Source organism: Methylophaga nitratireducenticrescens, from assembly GCF_000260985.4.
Classification (GTDB): domain Bacteria; phylum Pseudomonadota; class Gammaproteobacteria; order Nitrosococcales; family Methylophagaceae; genus Methylophaga; species Methylophaga nitratireducenticrescens.
The window spans coordinates 194,039-216,443 of record NC_017857.3; the positions used below are offsets into that span (position 1 = coordinate 194,039).

Annotated in this window: 17 protein-coding genes and 1 pseudogene; 2 read left to right on the plus strand and 16 right to left on the minus strand. The window is 46.2% G+C overall.

The annotated features are described in order from the left end of the window. Positions 1–7 precede the first annotated feature (7 nt). The 6 genes from Q7A_RS00870 to Q7A_RS00895 all read right to left on the minus strand — a co-directional run bounded on the left by Q7A_RS00870 (position 8) and on the right by Q7A_RS00895 (position 7,160). Entirely contained in the window at positions 8–985 is a 978-nt protein-coding gene (locus Q7A_RS00870; RefSeq protein WP_014705421.1) for a FecR domain-containing protein, read from the minus strand. Continuing rightward, positions 982–1,482, minus strand: coding sequence for a sigma-70 family RNA polymerase sigma factor (locus tag Q7A_RS00875; RefSeq protein ID WP_014705422.1), 501 nt, complete (start codon positions 1,480–1,482; stop codon positions 982–984). The genes Q7A_RS00870 and Q7A_RS00875 overlap by 4 nt, the downstream gene beginning before the upstream one ends. A 545-nt stretch (positions 1,483–2,027) precedes the next feature. After that, positions 2,028–3,149 carry a PepSY-associated TM helix domain-containing protein gene (locus tag Q7A_RS00880; protein WP_041354177.1) on the minus strand — a complete coding sequence of 374 codons (1,122 nt, stop codon included), beginning with the start codon at positions 3,147–3,149 and terminating at the stop codon, positions 2,028–2,030. A 12-nt stretch (positions 3,150–3,161) separates the two neighbouring features. After that, positions 3,162–5,579, minus strand: coding sequence for a TonB-dependent receptor domain-containing protein (locus tag Q7A_RS00885; RefSeq protein WP_014705425.1), 2,418 nt, complete (start codon positions 5,577–5,579; stop codon positions 3,162–3,164). A gap of 102 nt (positions 5,580–5,681) precedes the next feature. Continuing rightward, a complete protein-coding gene (locus Q7A_RS00890; protein WP_014705426.1) occupies positions 5,682–6,650 on the minus strand; it encodes a FecR domain-containing protein in 969 nt (322 codons plus the stop codon). Positions 6,651–6,659: 9 nt separating this feature from the next. Beyond that, positions 6,660–7,160, minus strand: coding sequence for a sigma-70 family RNA polymerase sigma factor (locus tag Q7A_RS00895; RefSeq protein ID WP_014705427.1), 501 nt, complete (start codon positions 7,158–7,160; stop codon positions 6,660–6,662). 291 nt (positions 7,161–7,451) lie between these two features. Between Q7A_RS00895 and Q7A_RS00900 the strand changes: the two genes are divergently transcribed. Both Q7A_RS00900 and Q7A_RS00905 read left to right on the plus strand, forming a co-directional pair. Next, entirely contained in the window at positions 7,452–8,996 is a 1,545-nt protein-coding gene (locus Q7A_RS00900; protein ID WP_014705428.1) for a Fic family protein, read from the plus strand. 65 nt (positions 8,997–9,061) lie between these two features. After that, the gene (locus tag Q7A_RS00905) at positions 9,062–9,244 is read left to right on the plus strand and encodes a HigA family addiction module antitoxin (RefSeq protein ID WP_041354180.1); all 183 of its coding nucleotides are present in this window, start codon (positions 9,062–9,064) and stop codon (positions 9,242–9,244) included. Positions 9,245–9,479: 235 nt separating this feature from the next. Here the strand turns inward: Q7A_RS00905 and Q7A_RS00910 are convergent, their stop codons facing one another. From Q7A_RS00910 to Q7A_RS00950, 10 genes and pseudogenes are all read right to left on the minus strand, one after another. Beyond that, on the minus strand, positions 9,480–11,909 hold the full coding sequence (locus Q7A_RS00910; RefSeq protein WP_169712020.1) for a TonB-dependent siderophore receptor: 2,430 nt from the start codon (positions 11,907–11,909) through the stop codon (positions 9,480–9,482). A 135-nt stretch (positions 11,910–12,044) separates the two neighbouring features. Continuing rightward, positions 12,045–13,043, minus strand: coding sequence for a FecR domain-containing protein (locus Q7A_RS00915; RefSeq protein ID WP_014705432.1), 999 nt, complete (start codon positions 13,041–13,043; stop codon positions 12,045–12,047). Beyond that, a pseudogene (locus Q7A_RS15360) lies at positions 13,040–13,360 on the minus strand (sigma-70 family RNA polymerase sigma factor); the annotation flags it as partial. The pseudogene Q7A_RS15360 and the gene Q7A_RS00915, both read right to left, overlap by 4 nt. 15 nt (positions 13,361–13,375) lie before the next feature. Further along, entirely contained in the window at positions 13,376–13,549 is a 174-nt protein-coding gene (locus tag Q7A_RS15365) for a sigma factor (RefSeq protein ID WP_014705434.1), read from the minus strand. A gap of 207 nt (positions 13,550–13,756) precedes the next feature. Beyond that, positions 13,757–16,183, minus strand: a complete 2,427-nt coding sequence (locus Q7A_RS00925) for a TonB-dependent siderophore receptor (RefSeq protein ID WP_014705435.1) — start codon at positions 16,181–16,183, stop codon at positions 13,757–13,759. 75 nt (positions 16,184–16,258) lie between these two features. Next, positions 16,259–17,212, minus strand: a complete 954-nt coding sequence (locus Q7A_RS00930; protein WP_014705436.1) for a FecR domain-containing protein — start codon at positions 17,210–17,212, stop codon at positions 16,259–16,261. Positions 17,213–17,217: 5 nt separating this feature from the next. Beyond that, positions 17,218–17,715, minus strand: coding sequence for a sigma-70 family RNA polymerase sigma factor (locus Q7A_RS00935; RefSeq protein WP_014705437.1), 498 nt, complete (start codon positions 17,713–17,715; stop codon positions 17,218–17,220). Between the two features lie 152 nt (positions 17,716–17,867). Next, positions 17,868–20,315: a TonB-dependent receptor domain-containing protein gene (locus Q7A_RS00940; protein ID WP_014705438.1), complete on the minus strand. Its 2,448-nt coding sequence runs from the start codon at positions 20,313–20,315 to the stop codon at positions 17,868–17,870. Between the two features lie 334 nt (positions 20,316–20,649). Beyond that, positions 20,650–21,591 carry a FecR domain-containing protein gene (locus Q7A_RS00945; RefSeq protein ID WP_014705439.1) on the minus strand — a complete coding sequence of 314 codons (942 nt, stop codon included), beginning with the start codon at positions 21,589–21,591 and terminating at the stop codon, positions 20,650–20,652. Positions 21,592–21,604: 13 nt separating this feature from the next. Then, the gene (locus tag Q7A_RS00950; RefSeq protein WP_041354182.1) at positions 21,605–22,096 is read right to left on the minus strand and encodes a sigma-70 family RNA polymerase sigma factor; all 492 of its coding nucleotides are present in this window, start codon (positions 22,094–22,096) and stop codon (positions 21,605–21,607) included. Between the last annotated feature and the right edge of the window lie 309 nt (positions 22,097–22,405).

The window sequence follows — 22,405 nt, forward strand, 5'->3', positions numbered from 1 at the left end:
AAAAAATCTATGTATCAGGCACTACACTGACCCACAAGCCGGTTCGATAGATAACTTTTACCGGCAACGCCAACGTCAGGTTATGCAAAGCCTTATCGGTATCTCGGACTGAAAACACACCGCTTACCTGTAAATCTGCGACGCGGGGATCACAACGCAATAGGCCATTTCTATAGCGCGACAATTCGGCACAAAAAGCTGCGACCCGCATCTGTTCAGCAACCAGCAAGCCTTGTTGCCAACTGTTGGAAGTTTGATTCATCGGCTCGACCTGTCCCATAGCAGCTGAGGAAAAAAGACTTTGCTCGCCAGCATGCAACTGCATTTTTTGTGAAGAATCTTGTTTAGTCGTAATTTCAACCGCACCTTCGGTGACGCAAACCTGCGTTTCATTTTCGCTCTGCCGGACAGTAAATTGGGTGCCAAGAGCCTGAATACGCCCATGTGCTGTTTGAACCAATAAAGAATGATCTTGATACTCTGAGTCATGGCCAGTCGTGACTTCGATTTCACCATGATGCAATTGAATAAGCCGTTGCTGATGATTAAAAGTCACATCAATTGCTGTAGCAGTATTGAGGATAATCTCTGTTCCATCAGCCAGCTGCACCGAGCGAATTTCGCCGGTAACGGTCTGATAATCAGCAAAGGCCTGTTGCCAGCTCTCAGTTTTTGATATTCCCAGCCCGAGACCCGATGAAGTCAACATGACACCCAGCCATTGCAATAGCTGTCTGCGTGAAGACTGGTTATGGGGTGATTCCAACAGTGCTTTTTTACCCACTGGGGTAGGAATCGCATTAAACCGCTCGGTCACCTTGAGTAAATTCTGCCAAGCCTGTTCATGTTCCGGTGCGGCTTGACGCCATGCATCGCATGCCTGCTGATCAGCTTTGGTCGCATCGTCTGACCATAAACGCGCCATCCAACTGGCAGCCTGATCAATAAGTTTTTCCTCCGTTGAAGAGTGAACCGTTGAACTCATGATGGATATAACACCATCGCCTTGTAGCAGGCAGCTAAAGCCCTGGCGATATATTTTTCTATTGATGACACCGAAACATTTAATTGTTTAGCGATTTGCTGATAGCTCAGCCCATCAAATTGCCTTAATAAAAAAGCTCTGCGTACTTTTTCCGGAAGTTGCTGCAAGATGCTGTCTATTTCCAGCAATGTTTCAATAATGATATGGCGCATTTCTGCCGAAGGCGCTTCCAGCTCGGGTAAATGACTGATCGTTTCCAGATAGGCGGCTTCAATTTGCCGACGCCGATATAAATCAATCACTAGACCTTTGGCAATCTGTGATAGATAACGGCGTGAATCATCAGCTTGAGGTACGTTGCCAGTAGTCAGAACTCTTACATAAGTGTCATGCGCCAGATCGGCTGCACTGTGCGCGCAGCCTAACTTGCTGCGTAACCAACCATAAAGCCAGTTGTGGTGGTCTTTGTATAAGCTTTCAATGGAAGATGTAGTCATGATCCGTACAGCCAAACCAGTAAATGAGAATAATATACATTATCGTTTGCTGTACTGCTGAAACAAATTAATTTTGTCGTTAACAATCGAACTATTGCTTTAGCGAATTTTTCACCATCGACAAAGTTGACCTTTTTGTTCTGTTCTGTGATTTAGATTGAATTCATCTCGATGAGGCTTCCTCATATCAACCAGCGTTTCCCTTGATTTGGCGTTACTCCTGACCAGGGTATCAACCAGCAATAACCGGAAGTTCATCTTCGTTAAACTGACTGACCTGATGTAGCAACTAAAAGGTATAACGATAAAACCTCCATCTTAAGATTCCAGCTAGATTCAACACTATTGCCTTCCAAGACTGGATCCTGAAGGTAATGTCGATGGTGATGTTTCGAAACTGTATGGCACTGCAGCACGGATTGAGATTGCAGCATTACGGCTGTAATAGATCCTGTTCCGGTAAAGGCTCTGCATAAAAGAAAGGCCTTTACAGTTAAAATTACTATTTCGTTTCTGCCCGCTTTAGCGGGTCATCCATATTCAGTTCAGTTGATGTTTCGTTTTAGGTTTTGCAGTCGTACCTTTCTGAGCCAAAGCGCAACACCGGTAATTGTCAATAACAATGGGATGAACCCGGTAACCATCCAGATAATTCGTCCTGAGATCCCCAGAAACTGACCTGTGTGTAATGGTAACTGCCACGCAGCATAACTGTCTCCAGACAGATTGTTTTGCGGTTCATCGACATGCAATATCGTTCCATCCAAACCGACAAAAACAAAGATATTTCCATAAGGTCCGGCAGAACCTTTTTCTCTTAAATAAACCGTATAAAAACCTTTCTCGGAATGATTTCTCAGATAATAGGCTTCTGAATCTGGACGCACCTCCAATGCTGCTTCAACCGCTTTATTAAATCCATTACCAACCTGGGAAACGGCTTTGCTGGCAAGGTGAAATGTTGGTGTCACAGGAAAGATACTGGTGATAACAGGTCGGATAACCACATCCATATTCCACCATAAACCTGTCCACAGAATGAGCAGAAACAAAACCGAAAATATCAGCCCGAATGATCGATGCAAATCAAACAATAATCGGGATGAACCGGCCGTATATTTAATACTAAGTACTTTTTGCCATTTGTTTTTCTTAGGCCAGGCCAGCCAAATACCTATCAGCGTAACTACCAGCCACAAAACCGTCACAACGCCCAATAAGTATTTGCCGAAAGATCCCAAACCCAGGCTGTAATGCAGCCGATAAAGAAAAGGCATCAAATGGCTTCGGGCCAAACTGGTTCGATCAATATCCCGACCGCCAAGAATCTGCCCGGTATACGGATTAATAAATACTTCATCAATTCCCGTTGGCTCCCCGGCAAGATAAAAAATCACGCTGGATGTATTATCTTTGGCCAGAATAATTCCATGAACTTTAGCCGTTGGATAGGTCTGTAAAACCTGTTCTGACAATGTTTTCAATAATTGAGGATCATCTCCAACGTCAACCAAATACCAAGCAGGATTAAGCCATTGATCCGCTGCCCGCCAGAATGCAATTGCCGATCCGGTTAGACCGGCTATCACAATAAACAGCAGAATGAAGACACCAACCCAACGATGCAAAAGCACCCAGAATCGACGCCGAAAAATTATATTACGCATTTTTTGGTTCGATTACATCTCGGCACGGATGGCAATACCAAAGGTTCTTGGAGCGCCTACATCCAGAGAGTCATCGCCCTGGTTGTTGGTGATGTATTCCCGGTCAAATACGTTTCTGACATAGCCGCTAAGGCTGACTTTGCCGCTCAGCTTATACTCGGCATTCAAATTCACCAGGGTGATGCCGGAGTTTTTGCGTTCAACCGCTTCACTCTGACCATCGTCATCAAAGTCGTCGATATCCAGCGTAAAACTGTTGGTTTGCGAGACAATGTCGCCAGCGACTCTCAGACCATTGTTAAAGGTATAGGCAGCACCGAGCGTAGCTTTGAGTCGCGGTGCAAACTCGAATCGCTTACCGCTCAGATCAACACCGTCAACCACGAACTTGCGGAATTCGCTGTCAACATAGGATGTGCCGAAGAACAGTTCCAGTTTGGGCGTAACGTGATAATCTGCCGAGAACTCCAGGCCCTGCATGCGAGATTTGGCTGCATTAACAACTTCAGCAATGTCATCACCATTGCGGTCGACTTCAACTTGCTGATCATCCCAATCGGTATGGAAAAGATTAAGGCTGGTATGCAATGCTTTGTCCAACCAGGCACCACGCCAGGACAGTTCATAGGTGCTGGTGTATTCAGGGTCATAGGGCAGATGTTCGGTGGAAGTACTCAGATCTACACCGCCACCGCGGTAACCGCGCTTCCACTCCAGCCCGATCAGATGATCGTCGTAAAGTTCGTGACTGATGCCGACCTTCGGCAACAATTCGTTGAAGTTTTTTTCTAAATCAGCGCTGGACACAGTAGCAAAACCCAGAGGATCGCTATAATTGAACTTAGTGCGGTTTTTCTCTCTGTCGTAGCGTAAACCGCCATGTAATCGCCAACGATCGATGAACTCCCAGTTCGCTTCGCCAAAAACAGCCATGTTTTTGATGCGCACATCGCCATCAACTATCAAAGCAGGATCATTGATTCCGACCAGTTTCAGGTTAATCTGATCAATTATTTCATTGTTATGAGTACCGTAATAAAACCCGAAAAACCCGGTCAGTCTGTCACTTTCATAGTTCAGTCGTAGTTCCTGATTGAGCAAGCGCTGCTCGTGTTTACGCACGGCCTCTCGCTCACGATCCACGCCCGAGTCAAAGTCAAGCAACGCCTGGTATTTGGCCCAGGTGCCGCTGGAAATACTGGTCAGTGTCCAGTTATCCGATAGGTAATAATCCAGCTTGGCAACAGCCGCATTCTGATCCAGCTCTTGTTTTTCCTTGGTATTCAAGAGATGACTGAAATAAAAAGGCTTACCATTCTCGGCGCTAACCGTATGCGCGCCACGCTTATTTTCGTTGCGCGTGAGTGTCAATAATAGATCCAGCTTATCATTTGGCTGGATAAGCAGCTTGCCGCGGGTCGCGACAGTACGACTGGCATTGCCGTCAGTATCTAGGGTTTCATTGCGAAGGTAGCCATCATCTTCCTGATAATCAAACGCCAACCGGCCAGCAACCACATCTTCGATCAGCGCTCCGCCCGCCACGAAAGAAGCGCCCTGTTCACCGTATTTGCCAATATTGGTCTGCGCTGCGAATTCGGGCTGAAAGCTCGGAGCTTTCGTTTTCATCACTAGCGCCCCGGCAAGCGAGTTGCGCCCCTGCGTCGTGGATTGCGATCCACGGAAAACTTCGACCTGCTCCACATCCCACAGGCGCAGCGGATTCAAGGTCACCAGCCTGTGGGTCTGGGCAGCACCATCCACAAATACGGTCACGGCACCATTCATTGTACCCGCACCCTGAGAGTCAAATCCGGAAACCGGCACTCCTCGAATTCCCCAGTTTTCATTGCCAGATTGGGTATAAAGGCCGGGGGTTCTGGCCATAATATTTTGCAAGTCCTGATCCGCATGCTGCCGAATATCTTCCTGACCATATACCGCGACACTGGATAAAGTGTCCTGCAGCCGGCGATTGATTTTTTCTCCCGAGACAATAACGGTGGGTAAGGCAACTTGATGATTCGTTTCAGCAGGTACCGTTTTATAAAGCGTAAAACTGCCATCTGCTTTCTGTGAAATGGTCAGCCCACTGCCTGCCAGCAACCTATCCAACACCTGCTGTTGTGAATATTCTCCGGAAATATTTGGGCTGGTTAGTCCGTCAGTAAGAACTGAATCAAATGACAGTGGGATACCAGCACTAACGGCGAAACTGGATAAGCTGCGGCCCAAAGGCCCAGCTGGAATATGGTAGGTTTTAATTTCCGTGGTATTGAGGGAGGCGTTTTCGGCAAAGCTATTGTTGCTAATGGCTATGCCCGTTGTCAGAGCTATGCCAAGCAAAGCACAACGAATAGATAAATTGAGTCGACTGGCTTTTAAGGTTTTGGGCCTTGTTTGAAGGTAAGTTGATTTTGCAGGGGACATTCAGCTGATCCTTGGAATAAGTCAAAAATGTGTTCTCATCCTCCTTGCCAGCTGAAAGCAAAAAAAGTATCAGTCTGTTCACATTTTTATTTATTGCTGATTTCAAACGGGCAACAGATTGATCCAGTAACCCTGCATAAGTGATGTCAGTTGAATAGGGTAAGTCGAGACCAGCATTCGTAATGCCATATCGGTATCAGAGACTGGAAACGATCCAGAGACAGGCAAATCTGCAATTTTAGGATCGCATCTGACAACGCCACTTCTATAACGGGCCAGCTCGCTCACAAATTCCCCTAAAGGCATTTTATCAGCCATTAACATGCCCTGAGTCCAAGCGATTGCTGTGTGATCCAGAGCGTCTGATGATTCAATGCCATATCGGTTAAAGCGGAGCTGCTGCCCCGCATTGACTATAATCTGCTGTGAAATATCGGCATCCTTGGGGGTGACTTTCACAGCACCTTCCAAAACGGCAAGCTGAGTTGAATTTGCTTGCTGATACACCGTAAATTTTGTGCCCAATGCTTCGAGTTGTCCTTGTCTGGTGCCGACCATAAATGGGCGTGAGGTGTGTGCATTATCGGGAGCAGTCTGTATCAAAATTTCGCCAGATCGCAGCCAGACAAAACGTTTCTCGCTATCAAACTTCACATCAATTGATGTCGCGGTATTCAAGGTCATCTGCGTGCCATCAGCCAATTGCAGCTCTCTTCTCTCGCCGCTGGCAGTGTGATAATCAGCCGTCCAACCCAGTGTTTCCAGTGTCCGCCAGCTTCCCCAACTGACTGGAGCTATTGCCAACAAAACGGCCAATTTATTAAGAATAGCGCGTCGATTGAGGTTTTCAGGTCTATCCAGTGCAGGGATTGACAATGACGGTGGCAGCGAACCAAGTTTACTAATCAGTAATTCGGCCTTGGCCCAGGCACGGGCATGATCCGGATGCTGTTGCTGCCAGCGAAGGCAGGCTGCACGATCCGATTCGGTTGCATCGGAGGCACTTAACCGCATCAACCAGTCAGCCGCCTGGTCAAGTATGTGTGGATCAATTGTGCTGGTTTTTGACATGCTGACGCGTTATTCCATCGCCAATAGACAATGCCGGAATGCCTGCTTCATATAGCGTTTCACCGTGATCAACGACACACCAATCTGCTCGGCAATAGTTTCGTATTTAAGTCCTTCAATCTGCGAGAGCAAAAATGCACGTTTCACCAATGGTGGTAATGCATCCAACATTTGATCGACTTCATTCAGTGCTTCGAGGATAAGGTAACGTTGTTCTTCTGAAGGGATTTCCTGCGATGGCAACAAAGCCAAGGCATCAAGATAAGCACGCTCCAATGCCTGACGTTGATACCAGTTCACCAGCAGACCTTTGGCTATCGTAGTCAGATAGGCCCGTGGTTCATTAATTTGGGTTTGTTTGCGAGCCGCTAAAATTCGCGTAAAGGTATCTTGGGCTAAATCATCAGCTTGATGACTACAGCCCAATTTGGATCTCAACCACCCCTGCAGCCAGCTGTGATGCTCAATATACATTGACTGAACTTGCTGTTTGGTCTGGTCGATCGACATGAAGCGCCTATAACCCGTGGCAAACTCGCCACAATCGCTAATAAGAATTGTTCTCAAGTATATTGCTGTCTGCCAACACATGCAAATAAAGGCAAAGATCATGTTATTAAACCCATGGTCAATCTTCTGCAATACAGATTAATTATTAGTATCTGCTCGCTCACTATTATCAAACTTTATATCGTTTGATTATTTTTCACTAAAAACCCTAAATGTAATCATTTTTCATAGACAATAATTATTTTTCATGCAACGATACAAAACGACTTTTTCTAATCAAGATTCATAATTATGGCTCAATATAATCAATATTCAGGTCATCAAACCCTTTTTCACGATTTTCCTGTATTGGAAAAAGGGGAGACCTATGCGGGTTATGCCGCATTAATTGACGGCCATAAACTGACTGTGCCTGCACCGGATAGCCTTAGCGCCATAAGCACAAAACATCGAAAAGTCGAGCGCAGCCATTGGCAGCTTTACACGCCTCGTCATAAACCCGACGACACGCTGCAAGGCCATCTCACGTTTGCGTTGAAGTATGAAGGTATTGATCTCGCCGTTCTTAAAGCGCTGTTTAACGGAATTGAGCCGCAAGAAATCGTCGACTTTGTCAAAGCTGAACCAACAGGTGCCTATAGTCGCCGCATCTGGTTTTTGTATGAATGGCTGACCGACACACAACTTGATTTGGATGATGCTACTCAGGGTAACTTTGTTCCCTTGCTTAATGACAAGCATCAATATGCAGCCACACCACATAATTCCAAACGTCACCGTGTTCGTAATAATTTGCCGGGCACTCGTGAGTTCTGCCCGTTGATTCGGCGTACTGAAAAACTGGATCAGTTTATCGCCATGAATCTGTCACAGACAGCAGTGGATCACATCGGAAAAACACATGCGGATTTACAAAGCCGGGCGGCAGCATTTCTCTTACTAAAAGACTCCAAGGCATCCTATACGATAGAAGGCGAGAAGCCGGCGCATAATCGTATTGAACGTTGGGGCAGAATCATTGGCGAAGCCGGACAACGGATGTTGAGCGTTGAAGAACTGGAGTATCTTCAATCTATTGTGATTGCGGATAACCGATTCATTAGACTCGGATGCCGAATTGAAGGCGGTTTCGTTGGCGATCATGACCGCACCACCGGTATGCCAATGCCAGTGCATATCTCAGCTCGCTCAGAGGATTTGCAAAGCTTACTTTCCGGGTTATTAGAAACCTATCAGCGTTTAACTAACAGTGATTATGATGCGGTTCTTATCGCTACGATTATTGCATTCGGTTTTGTATTTATTCATCCCTTTGAAGATGGCAATGGTCGGCTTCATCGCTATCTGTTTCATCACATGTTGGCTGAAAAAAGCTTTGCACCGAAGGGGCTGGTGTTTCCGGTGTCTGCCGTTATTTTGGATCGTATCGACGATTACCGACTTACATTGGAGCATTACTCCAAGCACCGATTAGATCTGATCGAATGGCGCCCAACAGACAAAGGTAATGTCGAAGTTCTCAATGACACAATCGACTTATATCGTTATTTCGATGCAACTAAGCAGGCAGAATTTTTGTTTGAATGTGTTGAAGAAACGGTCAATAAAACCTTGCCTGAAGAGGTGGACTATCTGACAAAATATGAGCTTTTAAACAGTTTCATTAAAATCTATATCGATATGCCAGATAAGTTGGTTGATTTGTTAATCCGGTTTCTAAATCAGCATCAAGGACAACTATCAAACCGGGCCCGCAGCAAAGAATTCTCAGCACTGACGGATAATGAGGTTCAGGCTATCGAAAATAAATATAACGAAATATTTCATGTCGGATGAAATTGGATTTTAGAGTCGAAATCTGACCAAGTTGCACCCATCCAATAATCGGAACAGCAAGCTGAATGGCCAACATGCCATCAAAGTGTCCGGTAACTGGCAATCGGGTCATTAACGGCAGCGCCTCTGTCACACCCGAAATGGCATTGGCTTTGGAACAGGTCGGGGCTGGCAGTGCTGAGTTCTGGCTAACCATGCAAGCCAATTATGATTTGTTTCAGCTTCGTCACAGCCGAGGTGCGGCTTAGAATAAAACACATAGAGGAATAAGTTATCGTAATGGCCACCCTTTGAATGCTTCGTTACTTAAATGTTGGGTTTCACTGACTTTAACCACAAGCTACACGCTTGAAAATAAATGTTGAACTCTTCTGACATGGATATCTGACGTACAGGGCTGTGTTTCAATTCATAAAATAGTGACAGAGTAGGTAAATAAAAAGCCCCTGTAAAAACACAGGGGCTTTCAAAATAGACTATTGATTAAAAACTATACCTAGCATTGGCAGTAATCGTTCTACGGTCTCCATAGTAACAATCCGCGTTTTCTGAACGACAACGCGCGATATATGTTTTATCAGTAAGGTTTTTTGCGTCTAGACTAAAATCCCAGTCGTCGAACGAGTAACCTATGGTTGCATCAAAGAGTGTGACAGAAGGTAACAACGGACCATCTCCAGCACCAACAATATTTCCTTTATAGCGGACACCTGCACCGAGACGTATCCCCATAGGAAGTTGGTATTGTCCCCAAAGTGTGGCAAGCTTTTCTGGCATATGAGGAATTCGGGTATCTGCACCTTTGTCTTGTGCATCCAGATCTGTGTAGCTAGCTTGTAATGTCAGGTTCTGCCATGCTTTTTTCGCTTCTATTTCCCAACCTTTGACAGCCGCACCGATTTGTTGCACACCACCAAAAGTGAAACCATCTGAAACGCGGTTTTCTTGTTCAATATCAAAGTAAGCGAATGTGAGCCCTACGTCTTGCTCTGGAGAAAGGTATTTAATACCCAGCTCCCTTTGCTCTCCTTTGGTAGGTTTCAGAATATTGCTGGCGGCTGTACCATCGTTGCCTGTGTTAGGAGTGAAAGACTCTGCATAGCTAACATAAGGAGATATACCATTATCAAAGTTGTACATTATCCCAGCTTGTTTTGTGGTTTCCGTTTCCTTATGAGTGATATTTGGAGCATCGACATTTAGTTGAGTGTTTTGATAATTGTCATGGCGCAATGCGATAGAAAGCGACCAGTTATTAAGTGTAATATGATCAGCGAGATACAAGCCAGTTTGTTTAATTTCACTGTCATTGAGATCAAAAGGGTTAACGACTTCGCTTTGAACATTGCCATAGCTTGGCTCGTAAAGGTTAAACTCGCCCCCTTGCCCTATGCCAAGGAAAAAATTGTCCGATTCACTTAATGACTTAAAATAATCTATACCAACACTCATACTGTGCTGAGTTAAGCCCGTCGTAAAGTTTCCCTTAAGGTGTACATCAAGATTAGTAAGTTTATTATCGGTATCCAATGTACGCACAATCCGCGTGATATTGCCGTCTGCATTGGGTTGGTTACTGGCACTGAAAAATGGCGTTCGATGAGAGCGAAAAGTTGATGATGACTCACTTTGTCTGGCTGAAGCGCTCAGTTGCCATGTATCCGTAAGAGTATGGTCAATAAATAAAGACATTTCCGTGGTGTCTTTATCCAAGCGATCCCAATCTGGCTCCCCAACGAAGGTACTGGTTGAAATTTTGCCTCTCGAAGCGGATTCCAGAGAGCCAGACTGGGGGAGAAACTGCTCACCCATGATGCTGTCATCTTCTTGGTGATGCAGGTGTAGTGTAACCTTGGTTTTATCGCTGGGTTTCCACGTAAAGCTGGGCGCCAGAAAGTAGCTGTCATCGTTGACATAGTCCACTTGGGTATCACTGTCCCGTTGTAGTCCAACAATACGATATAAGAATTTTCCGTCATCGGTTAACGCTCCTGTACTGTCAAAAGCAGCTTGCTTTCGATCATAGCTACCGCCCTGTAGCCACACTTCGTGTTGTGAGTCAGCTTGAGGAAGCTTGGTCGTTGTATTGAGTATTCCGCCTAGTCCACCTTGGCCATACATGGCGGCACTAGGTCCTTTGAGAACCTCAATATTATCAAGGGAATAGACGTTTACCCGAGGCCCGCCCTCGCCACCATAGCCTCGTAATCCATCACGATAATTGACAAGATCATCAACACCACGAATAGTGATCCAATCTGCACGAGTAGAAAAACCGGAGTTGCCCGAGTGAACCCCTGGTGTGTAAAGCAAAGCTTCATCTACAGTTTTGGCGCCAGTCTCGCGAATAAACTCTTTATCTATAATGGAAATGGAAGCAGGTGTTTCTTTTACGCTAGTGCCAAATTTACTGATGCTTGAAGGAGCGTTTAGTGACATGATGGAAGTGTTCTTTTCCGCAGCAGCACCAACGATCAATGCTGGCAAGGTTATTTCGCTCTTTACCTCCCCCGAGGAGGCGATTAAATATCCTCCACTTCCTATATGACTGAGCTGTAATCCGCTATTTACCAGTAACATACTCAGAGCTTCATCAACTGTATATCGTCCGTTTATTCCCTCCGTTGTTAACCCTTGCAACAAAGCAGCGTCGTAGGTCAGGTTTACACCAGCACGACGGGCAAAGCTATCCAAAGCTTGATGAAGCTGTCCGGCTGGTACGCTAAATATTTTACTGTCGGTTTCAATCACGCCGTTTGATTGGCTTTCGGCATAAGCGGTTTGGCTAACCATTGCGCCACCCAGCAGACAGACAATGTTTATTTTCAGCATAGTCGATAAGACCGGATATCGCAGTCGATGATGAGCTATTGGCATTTTGGGGGGAATGGCTAAGCAAGCAGTCATAATCATTTCTCTCTCGGTTAAGTAAATAAGTTTGGCTCCATTCAGAGCCGTCTTATCAAACAGACCGGATGAAAATCTTAATCCCCTCATTTTTGTTGAAATGATTTTTCTGGTAATACTCCACGGTGAGCTCACCCTCTTTTAGCCGGGCGATACCGAGACCCAAAAACGGGTGCGGTAGTTGAGCTTGATAGGTTGGGTCTGAACTAGAAACTGTAATGCCTGATCGGTATTTTTCAAATGAAAAATACCGGAAACCCGAAGTTCTTTAATTCGTGGGTCGCAATGCACTACTCCATGACGATAACGAGCCAGTTCGGTTAACAAATCCGCCAATCGAATATTCTGACCGGCAATCACACCATCGGCCCAGGCATCATCCTCAAAGCCGGAATTTGCTGCTGCTTGCGTTTTATCTACTGTTAACCAACGACGTTCTCCTGCTGGGACTATCAATGATTCATTACTGTTGGCCGGATGCAATTCAACAGCACCTTGTTGAACGCTGACTAACGCCCGATCTTGCTCCAGCTTGACCACAAAACGGGTACCCAAAGCTTGTAGTTTGCCAACAGGCGTTTGCACCCAAAACGGACGTTTATTGGAAAAGGCATCATCAACCCCGGTGGTAATAAGAATTTCTCCACGATGCAGAATAATCGTGCGTTGTGTTGGATCGAGTTCCGTGCTGATAGCCGTACCGGTGTTGAGCTGGATGACGCTGCCATCTGCCAGTGTCACCGTTCGTTGCTCACCAATTGCAGTACTGGCATCCGCTAACAATCGTTGCCAGGGCGTGTGCTGATGTGCGAGCCAGCCACTCATCGCAAAAACACCGGATAACGACAATAATTTAAGTGCCTGACGGCGATCCAGATGAAGAGTTTGTCGCGTGGCTTCTACTTTATTCAGCGTCTGTAAGGCCAGCTTTTCCGGTAATGAGGAAAATTCTGCCTGCATCAAACGGATACGTTGCCAGGCTTTGGCATGCAGTGGATCAGCGTTTAACCAGGCTTCAAAGGCCTGCTGATTTTGTTCAGAGACGTGATTGTAATTTAGCTTAACGGCCCAGAGGATGGCATCATCCACAATTGCATCCGGTAAGGACTCACCATTAAGCGTCCCGTTTACATCGGTCATGCTTCATATCTGCATTCATAGCAACGACGTAACGCTTTGGCGATATAGCGTTTTACCGTGGCCAATGACACATCGAGTTTTTTGGCAATCTGGGGACAGGTAAATCCTTCCAGTTGAGCTAACAAAAAGGCTTGGCGAATGGATGGCTTTAACGAATCCAGCACCCGATCAATGGTATTAAGCGTTTCCAAAAACAGCAGTTGGGTTTCTGGTGAGGGAGCCTCTTCTTCTGGCAGAATGGACAATATTTCTAACCAAGTACGTTCCAGCTCACGGCGACGCCAATGATCAATCACCAGTCCACGGGCAATACTGGAGAGAAACGCCTTTGGCTATTTGGGCTGTATGGATTGCTGGCGATTAAGCAGCCTGACAAATACATCTTGCGCCAGATCAGCCGCATCAAAGCGATTACCTAATTTCGCAAGCAGCCAACTTTGCAACCAATTATGGTGGTCGCTGTACAACGTCAACACGTCCTGTTGTGGATTTATCTGTCTAGCCAACGTTTTTTATCCTGCTGGGATAAGGGGTAAACTCGCCATAATTGCGAATAGGAATTGTTCGCAATTATATTGACCTCTGCCGGTACATGCAAATAAACGGCAGATATCCATCAGTCAGTTCAGCATCAGACTACAATTTGATAACGGTAAAAATAAAAAACCGCCAAGCAATTTTTTGCCTGACGGTTTTTGAGATGAATAAACCGGCTACCAGTTGTAGGTTGCTGTCACGACTGCTGAGCGTTCTACTCCGTAGAAGCAGGCATAAGAGCAGGTGGCATACTCCTTATCAAAGACATTGTTGATATTTAATGCCAGCGACCATTCAGGAGTAAGGCTGTAATTCACTACCGCGTCCACCACGGTAAACCCTGGTGCTTCATAGGTGTTTGCAAGATTATAGCTTCTGCCGTAATAACGTGCCCCAGCCCCTAAGCCAAGACCGGGGACAGTCTCTCTAAACTTATAATCTGCCCATAATGACGCCATATGCCTTGGCACTGCACCAAAGCGATTGCCTTCCGTACCACTATTACTCTCGGTGACTGCATTATCGATATAGCCATACGAGGCAATCAGATTCAGGTTATTGGTTAAATTGGCTCTGGCTTCCAGTTCAAAACCTTTCGATTCCACCTCTCCTTCCTGAATGGAAAAGGCTGTATTATCCAAATCTGTAGTAGTGACGTTTTTCTGGGTCAATTTATAAACAGAAGCCGTGATGGATAATGCCTGGCCTTCAGGTTGATATCTCAAGCCGATTTCATATTGCTCACCTTCTGTCGGTTGAAAAGCCGAACCGTTGGCATCCTGACCACCTGGAGGAGATTCAAATGACTCCGAATAACTTATATAGGGCGCAAGACCATTATCAAACAGATAAACCAAGCCCACCCGACCTGTAAAAGCATCATCGTTATAATCTTCGGTAGTTATGTTTGTTAATTTATTTTTTGAATCTGACTCAATTTTATCGTACCGACCTCCGAGCATAACCACCCATTTATCAGCAATCTTGATGTGTTCCTGGGCATAAAGACCCAGTTGCTTGCTGTCCTGTTTACCATGGCCTGCTGGAGTATTGTTGAGCGTAACAACTGAACCGTAGACCGGATTAAAAAGATTTAGGTCAGCTACGCTGCCGCCGTATTGCACCCGCTCGAAGGACTGTTCTGTATAATCCAGCCCCACCAGTGAGGTATGTTGGCTAGCACCCAGATCCCACTTAATTTCCAATTGGTTATCAATGCTCCAGGAGCGGTTCTCATCAGCGCGAGCTGTTGCGCCGCGGGAAACCAATTGTTGACTGGCATCCACAGCACCAGCGCCAACATAGTTCCAGTCCGTCTTCCCATCAAAGTGGAGAAAGTTCTGACGAAAAGTCATCTGGTCATTAATATCATGCCTTAGCAAGTAACCGAGCGTGTGGTTTTGCACGTCATATTTGTCGAAGTCAGGTTCACCAATAAAGCGGTCGCGGTCGATATCGCCATTGATATTATCCAGCACAGTTCCTTCCGCCGGCAGGCCATAGACAAAGCCAGTTTCATTATTTTGATAGTTGGCAAGTAACGTCAGGCTGGTATCGTCATTAGGTTCCCAGCGCACCGATCCCTGCACAAATTCACGATCATCGGGAACATAGTCAGTCATGGTATCGCTACGTCTGACAAGTCCTGTCATCCGATATGAGAGGCCGCCATCTTCGGTTAATGCCCCGGCAAAGTCCCCTGCCAACTGCTTACGATCAAAACTTCCCGCCTGCACTTTTAACTCACGCAAGGGCTCTGTCTGGGGTTGTTTGGTCACCATATTTACAATGCCCCCCGGCGCAGCATTTCCATATAACACTGATGCCGGGCCTTTTAGAATTTCTATTCTTTCCATCGCATAGGGTTCAGAAACGCCGCTGAAGGTATTTCGTGAAAGCTTAGCTCCATTCAAATACATTGGGGCAGAGCCGGTTACGTTAAAGCCACGAATAATCATCCCATCACTGCTTGTATTATCACCGCCCATAGGCACCACGCCAGGTGTATATTTCATTACCTGATGCAATGACTCGGCATTTTGAATGGTAATCTGATCCGCTGTCACAATCGACACTGACTGTGGCGTTTCAATTAATGGAATATCAGCTTTAGTAGCGGTAATACTTTGCTTTGCCACATAACCGCTTACAGGTCCTAACCCCGCCTCAGAATAGGCTGCAGCCGAAACATTCACTCTGGGCAGTACAACTTCATCAGAAGTTTTTTCTGCCGCTTCAACCCGATAGCTGTTCTGATTAAGTACGATGATTTGCAAAGATTTACCGGCCAGTAATTTATTCAGCCCCTGTTCGACAGAGTACTGGCCTGAGAGCGTTTCTGTTTGCTGACCCCGGACTAAGTCTGGATTAAAAGACAGGGTAATATCAGCCTGGCTGGCAAACTGGTTCAGTGACTGTGCCAGTGGACCGGCTGGAATTTGAAACGTTTGCTGTTGGGAAACAGTGGCTTCAGCGGCGAGTAATGTGGTTAAGGGTAAAGCTGCGGTTACAACAACCGTAGCGATAAGTGCTGCTTTTATTGACTGATTGAGCAGTGTCGGCTTTTTTAAGGCTTTCGCCTGTATGGGTTGAGCAGAGTTCATGGAGCTTCCTTTTCAGCGTAAATGGTGGAAATGAGATTCATTTACTACTGATGCCGAAGCAGCTGAAAAAAAGGTTCATTTATTTTTCGTCACAGTTACCCAATATGGACTGCGATATACCACGCTGACCGGAAAGCTGTGAGCAATGTTGCTGAGAGCAATATCGGTATCACTGAGTTGAAAAACACCGGATATCCGCAGCTCTGCCACTGCTGGATCACATCTCAACCATCCTCGACGATAACGGGATAACTCGGAAATAACCTCGCCTAAAGGTTGGTTGTCGACCATCAATTGTTTTTGCGTCCAAGCGGTTGCAATTGATGATGTGCTTGCTGTGACAGGCTCAATTTCCATTTTGGAAAACTGGCTTTGCTGGCCTGCTGTGATGCGTTGAAGCTTATCCGTCGCAGCCGTATGAATTTCTACTGCATCCTGCTGTACGGCTACCTGAGAATATTCTGAACTTAACCGCACCGTGAACACCGTTCCCAAAGCATGAATTTGCCCATGTTCTGTTCTGACTGATAAGGGTCGGGCCAATACGTCACTGGCTGTTGTGATCTGGATTTCACCTTGCAGCAGTTCAATGAGTCGCTGGTTTTCATCAAACAACACATTCACCGCGCTGCGGGTATTCAATATCAGCTTGCAGCCATCTGCCAGCATGACTTCACGTAATTCTCCGGTCGTCGTCTGATAATCGGCGGTCCAGGATGATATGGGTGAATGTTGATAGACCAGCCAACTCCCGGTTGGAATAACAAGCAATGCGCTGATGGCTTTAATAAGGTTACGCCGCTGAGCCTGTTTTCGGCTCAATACAGAAAGACCTAGTTTTTCTGGCACTTGATCAAAGGATTGATTTAATTGTTGAGCGGCTTGCCAGGCACGTTGATGATCAGCACTTTGCGCACACCATTGCTGTAACTGATTTTGTTCACTTGCAGTTAAAGGTTGTTCCTGTATTTTGACCAGCCAGTCAGCTGCTTCGGCAATGATTTGTGCTGGCGGGACTTTGGCCTCCATGTCGCTCACCATAATAATGTCAGGCAGTGAATAAACGCCTGTTGCATATCGCGTTTTACCGTACTTAATGAAACGTCGGTCAGTTTAGCAATCTGTGCATATGTCAGCCCTTCCAGCTGCGATAACAGGAAGATGGTTTTGACACGCGCTGGCAACCGGTTTATCAGAGCGTCCAGCTGCTCCAGAGTTTCACGAATTAACAGCCGTTCTTCTTCCGAAATCATGGTGATTTCCGGCATATTAGCCAAGGCATTCTGATAGGCATTTTCCAGTGATCGACGACGAAAGTAATCAATCACCAGCCCGTTGGCAACGGTACGCAGATAGGCCCGAGGCTGTTCTGGAGTAAAGTCTGTTTGTTTGTGTTGAGCCTGCAATAAACGAACAAACGTATCTTGCGCCAGATCCGCGGCACGCTGATCGCAACCAACTTTTTGATATAGCCATCCCCGAAGCCAATTATGATGGTCTTTATAAATGGTTTCCAATTGTGTTGGAGGCATACGTCGTGGGCAAACTACAGTTAATGAGAATGAGATACATTAACGTCTTATCAATTAACTGACAAGCATAGAAAAACAATACTTATGGATTAAATGAATAAGCCCTGTATCACCATTTTAACCGGGGAAAAAGTGATCCAGGGCCTGGGCTTCTACCATTGGAAAGAGTAAGAAACGCGAAGCATTGCTCCGCGTGCCGGGATGTTGCTGGTGTTCTGCCCGTCACGTAGCAACTGACCGAAAACAGTCTGGTAGTCATTGTTCAACAGATTCTCAATGCCGACATTCAGTGTTCCCATACGTCCGTTGAGGGTATTAAGCAGATCGACGGTGGTGTAGTTATCGACTTCAAGTCGATCAACGCCATCGTCGAAAGCATCATTGCGATGGCCCGAATACAGCGCCTGCAAACGTACATTCCACCACTCGTAAGGACTGTATTGGAGGTAACCTGTCAGTTTTAATGGCGGGATGCGTAAGCTGTCCAGAGCGAGATCGCTACCGCCACTGGGATTCTCCCGCTCTCCTTTAAGCCAAGTAAATGTGCCCCCCAGACTCAGCCGATCATTGACGGAATAATCCATCGCTGCTTCCACGCCGTAGATCTGCTCGCGGCTACGATCCTGCGCGACGGAGAAATTCTCGATGAATATACGACCTTTATCGGATTCACTATAAAAGCCGGCAAGGCTGGCGCTTAATTTTCGCCCTGTTCCCCGAATACCTATTTCGTAGCTGTCGGTAATGTTAGGATCCAGATTAGGGTTATCAACATTAAATCCAGCTGGCGCCAGTCGTAATAACAGACCTATATCCGGTAGTTCAAATGCCTGGGAAAAATCGGCATAAACATCAATGCTTTCGCTGAGTGTGACGACCGCGCCGAAATTATAGCTGGTTTCTGAATAGTCCAGCTCCCCGCCTTCGATCGAATTACCCTGCCCGAGAGTGGTGTAATCCGAAAAGCTGACATCCACCCATTCATGACGTACGCCACCACGCAGGATCAGCCAATCGGCCGGGAAAAGTTCGAGCTGTCCAAACACACCATAGGATTCGGTCTTAATCTCGGGCACGAACGTGCGTTCTGAATCGGTTACGATAAAATGGGTGCCACCTGAAGAATCAAAGGCATCACCATCAAACAGGGTGGCCGGTTGAGCAGTTTCCTCATGGTTAAAATCTGCACCCCAGAGCAGCGTGGCATCAACGGGGGCCATATCAAACAGAGGTGTATCAAAGGTCAGGCGGCCGCCGTAAACCTCGGACTCCAGAAAGGTCTGCGCGAGGTTGTTCCAACTGCCGAAGGGTCGCCCATCGAATGGCGAGAAACGGGTTTCGTAGTCACGGTAATAGATTTGAGAATTTAAGGTACTGCCGAACAAATCCTGTTTGCTGTAATCCAGATTCAGAATCAGATTCTGCCGATCAGTCTGATCATCCAGTTGCAGTCCTTTTAGCGATCGTGCCTGTACATCACCAGGGGGAAAGGCTCTGACCGCCGGATCAGAGATAAAGTCCGTATCCTGTTCGGCATCAAGAAAACTGGCCGTCAACTGGAGTCGTTGATCACCAAAATCGTAGCCGAGCTTGCCGAGTAAATCCAGACTGTCGGTATCCATCAGGTCACCCTGACTGGGTTCAGGGGCAATTCTTGCACCATCCGCATCATAAAAGCTTTGCACCCGCTCACCGGAAAACGACAAAAGATAATCCACCGCACCCTGTTTGCCACTGACTTTCTGATCCAGTCTCCCCGACAAACTATCTGAGTCAAGTTGCGTCAGACTGCTACCCCCAGACAGGCTGGTCTCAAAGCTTGCCGGTCCCGCTTCGCCCTTGACTGTATTGATATGAATGATACCGCCTGCCGCGCCACCGCCATAAACAGAGCTGCCGCCGCGCACCACTTCAATACTCTCGATACTCGATGCAGTGAGATTGAAAAGATCCCGCGAGACATTTCGGTTGGTGTTCATCGGTACACCGTCAATCAGCACCAGAACCTTTCGCCCCCGCAAAGTTTGTGATGAGTTACTTAAAGTGCCACTCGACGGGGCCATGCCGGGCACCAGTTTACCGAGTATTTCCGCCACGTTACCCGACATCTCCTGTTGTTGCTTAATGGCTGTTTTGTCGATGGTTGTCACACTGCGAGAAAGGGTATCCATCGTTCTACCGAATCTGGAAGACGTTACCGTTACTGTCTCCAATTCCACCGACGCTTGCGCCTGCTGTAGCCGCTTAACCAGCGTATAGCTGCCATTTTCGAGCTGCTTTGACTGCAAGCCGCTCGCTACCAGCAGCTTGCTGAGCAGCTCTTCGGGCACATAACTACCGGTATATTCGGCAGCAGTCTGCCCCTTGACGATATCGGGGGTAAAAGAGACCGTGATGCCGCTCTGCACTGAAAACTGGATCAAAGCTGACTCCAGAGATCCTGCAGCAATAGTAATGCGCTGTTGCTGCAACGCAGTCTGGGCATAAGCAGGCGTTATCATTACACCACCCGTCAGCACTATGTTGCTAACAATGCTTGCTGCCAGTAAATGGCGATTAAGTGGTTTGAGTTTATTCCAGAAAGCATGTTGTTTTTTCATTCCATTTCCTGTTTTTTCGATTAAGTTGCTACGTTGATTTACAACGTTTCTATCTAACAGGCCGAATAGGAATCAAAATCAACAACACTTAATTTTAGTTTTTTTACAAAAGCTACCTCAAAAGCAGTTCACAGATTGGGTTGAAGAATGCCTCCCAAGATCATTAACCACAGCTACGAGTAACAATATTTATCAACAAATTATGCCGATTCAATTGAAAAAACTGTTTCGGCTTATCTCCATTCAAATGGGCTCCATAGCCAACTTTCTATAAGTCATGCTACTTTTCTTAATCTGCGAAATCTGCGGATGATAGGAATTGCAAAGACCGCTGTTAAGCAGGCTCCACTCTGGCCCAGAAACGCGTGAAATAGTGGATTCTGACCGGCAGGGTACCGCTGAGATTTTCCAGAACAGCACGTGTATCGTTGAGGTGGAATGAGCCCGAAATTCGATAAGCTGAAACAGCAGGATCGTAATCCAATACGCCCTTGTGATAACGACTTAGCTCTTTAATAAAACGATCCAAACGCCAGTTGCTGACTATTAACAAACCTTGCGTCCAGGCAGCGGCCGTATCTGGCAACGCTCGGACATCACCATAACGATCAAAGGTAAAGCCGGCCTGCTGGCCGCTTTGCAGTCTGATAGGTTTGGCAAGCATTTTTTCCGGCATGATCTCAACAGCATGCTCAAATACGCCTACCTGGGTTTTATCATCGTCGCAGTGGATCTGAAAACGCGTTCCCAATGCCCGGATTTGTCCATGCCGGGTTCGCACAATAAATGGCCGGGCCTGTTTATCCTCACTTGTGGCGATCTGTATTTCACCATAGTGGAGCGTTAATTCGCGTATTGCATTATCATAATTAACATCAAAAGCCGTGTTGGTATTGAGGTTGACTAAACTGCCATCAGCCAAAAAAATATCGCGTTGTTGACCAACTCTCGTCCGATAATCTGCCACAAAGCCATAAACTGTTGTTTTTTTTGTCCATGCGGTTCCAACACCACCGACCATCAACATTAGCGTAAGAACCTTAATCATTTCCCTTCGAGAGCGTCGCACGTTATCCATCGTTCCGGTACGGATTTCACCGGGAAGCCTGTCCATTGTTTTTTGTAGTTTTTCGACTCGTTGCCAAGCCTTCTGATGCAGAGGATTTGATTCCAACCATCTTGTATGGGCTTCATGCAGAGAGTCATCTGAATTAGCGGAGTTTAAATCCAAATACCACGTCACCGCTTCTTCCAGAATTTCAGCATTAATTTCCATTGATTAAAACCAGTTAATCCTCGATCATCAATAAACATTGCGTCATAGCACGGATAAAATGCTTTCGCACAGTATTGACTGAAATTCCAAGCCGACGACCAATCTCAGTATAAGAAAGCCCATCAAGCTGAGCCATTAAAAAAATCTGCCTGCTCCGTTCACTCAAACTGTCGAGCATACGGTCAATTTCCAGTAAGGTTTCAATAATACTGTGGCGTGTTTCAGCTGAGATATCATTTTGTTCGGGTTGTTCTTTCAGTGCATCCAGATAAGCTTGTTCGACACTACGCCGACGAAATAGATCTATTAAAAGCCCGCGGGCAACACTGCTAAGATAAGCTTTGGGTGCACGCAACTCGATAGCACGCTCCTGAATTAACACCTTGATAAAAGTCTCTTGCGTCAAGTCACTGGCCTGATCTGCGCAATCCAGTCTCTTTCTAATCCAGTGCCAAAGCCAATTGTGATGTGTTTTGTAAAGGGCCTCAAAATGTGAATGAGACATAATCCTTAAAACCTCGGTTGTCAGTTAATCGCTGATGCTTATAAGGCCATTAATAATCAGGTTTCATAACGACCATCTCTCGCCATGTCAATTTAACAGCACTTCATCATTCGTATTGCTGCTGATACCTTAACAAGGAGAAATAATATCGCTAACGAACGCCACAATCTTTCTTCTCTTCGGAGTTTAATGCAGGTTTCATCCAAATCCATTAAGGCCCCTAAATGCGAATAGCATACATTACTATTTAACCATACGCATTAATATGATCACCGCATCACCTAACTGTTCAGTCCTGGGTTGCACCTT

What these genes read in the sequence shown, in the direction of transcription:
- Q7A_RS00875 (WP_014705422.1), bottom strand. Translation starts at nt 1,482, where the DNA reads ATGACTACATCTTCCATTGAAAGCTTATACAAAGACCACCACAACTGG.
- Q7A_RS00895 (WP_014705427.1), bottom strand. Translation starts at nt 7,160, where the DNA reads ATGTCGATCGACCAGACCAAACAGCAAGTTCAGTCAATGTATATTGAG.
- Q7A_RS00940 (WP_014705438.1), bottom strand. Translation starts at nt 20,315, where the DNA reads ATGAAAAAACAACATGCTTTCTGGAATAAACTCAAACCACTTAATCGC.
- Q7A_RS00915 (WP_014705432.1), bottom strand. Translation starts at nt 13,043, where the DNA reads ATGACCGATGTAAACGGGACGCTTAATGGTGAGTCCTTACCGGATGCA.
- Q7A_RS00900 (WP_014705428.1), top strand. Translation starts at nt 7,452, where the DNA reads ATGGCTCAATATAATCAATATTCAGGTCATCAAACCCTTTTTCACGAT.
- Q7A_RS00880 (WP_041354177.1), bottom strand. Translation starts at nt 3,149, where the DNA reads ATGCGTAATATAATTTTTCGGCGTCGATTCTGGGTGCTTTTGCATCGT.
- Q7A_RS00890 (WP_014705426.1), bottom strand. Translation starts at nt 6,650, where the DNA reads ATGTCAAAAACCAGCACAATTGATCCACACATACTTGACCAGGCGGCT.
- Q7A_RS00950 (WP_041354182.1), bottom strand. Translation starts at nt 22,096, where the DNA reads ATGTCTCATTCACATTTTGAGGCCCTTTACAAAACACATCACAATTGG.
- Q7A_RS00905 (WP_041354180.1), top strand. Translation starts at nt 9,062, where the DNA reads ATGGCCAACATGCCATCAAAGTGTCCGGTAACTGGCAATCGGGTCATT.
- Q7A_RS00945 (WP_014705439.1), bottom strand. Translation starts at nt 21,591, where the DNA reads ATGGAAATTAATGCTGAAATTCTGGAAGAAGCGGTGACGTGGTATTTG.
- Q7A_RS00885 (WP_014705425.1), bottom strand. Translation starts at nt 5,579, where the DNA reads ATGTCCCCTGCAAAATCAACTTACCTTCAAACAAGGCCCAAAACCTTA.
- Q7A_RS00930 (WP_014705436.1), bottom strand. Translation starts at nt 17,212, where the DNA reads ATGGAGGCCAAAGTCCCGCCAGCACAAATCATTGCCGAAGCAGCTGAC.
- Q7A_RS00870 (WP_014705421.1), bottom strand. Translation starts at nt 985, where the DNA reads ATGAGTTCAACGGTTCACTCTTCAACGGAGGAAAAACTTATTGATCAG.
- Q7A_RS00910 (WP_169712020.1), bottom strand. Translation starts at nt 11,909, where the DNA reads ATGATTATGACTGCTTGCTTAGCCATTCCCCCCAAAATGCCAATAGCT.
- Q7A_RS00925 (WP_014705435.1), bottom strand. Translation starts at nt 16,183, where the DNA reads ATGAACTCTGCTCAACCCATACAGGCGAAAGCCTTAAAAAAGCCGACA.
- Q7A_RS00935 (WP_014705437.1), bottom strand. Translation starts at nt 17,715, where the DNA reads ATGCCTCCAACACAATTGGAAACCATTTATAAAGACCATCATAATTGG.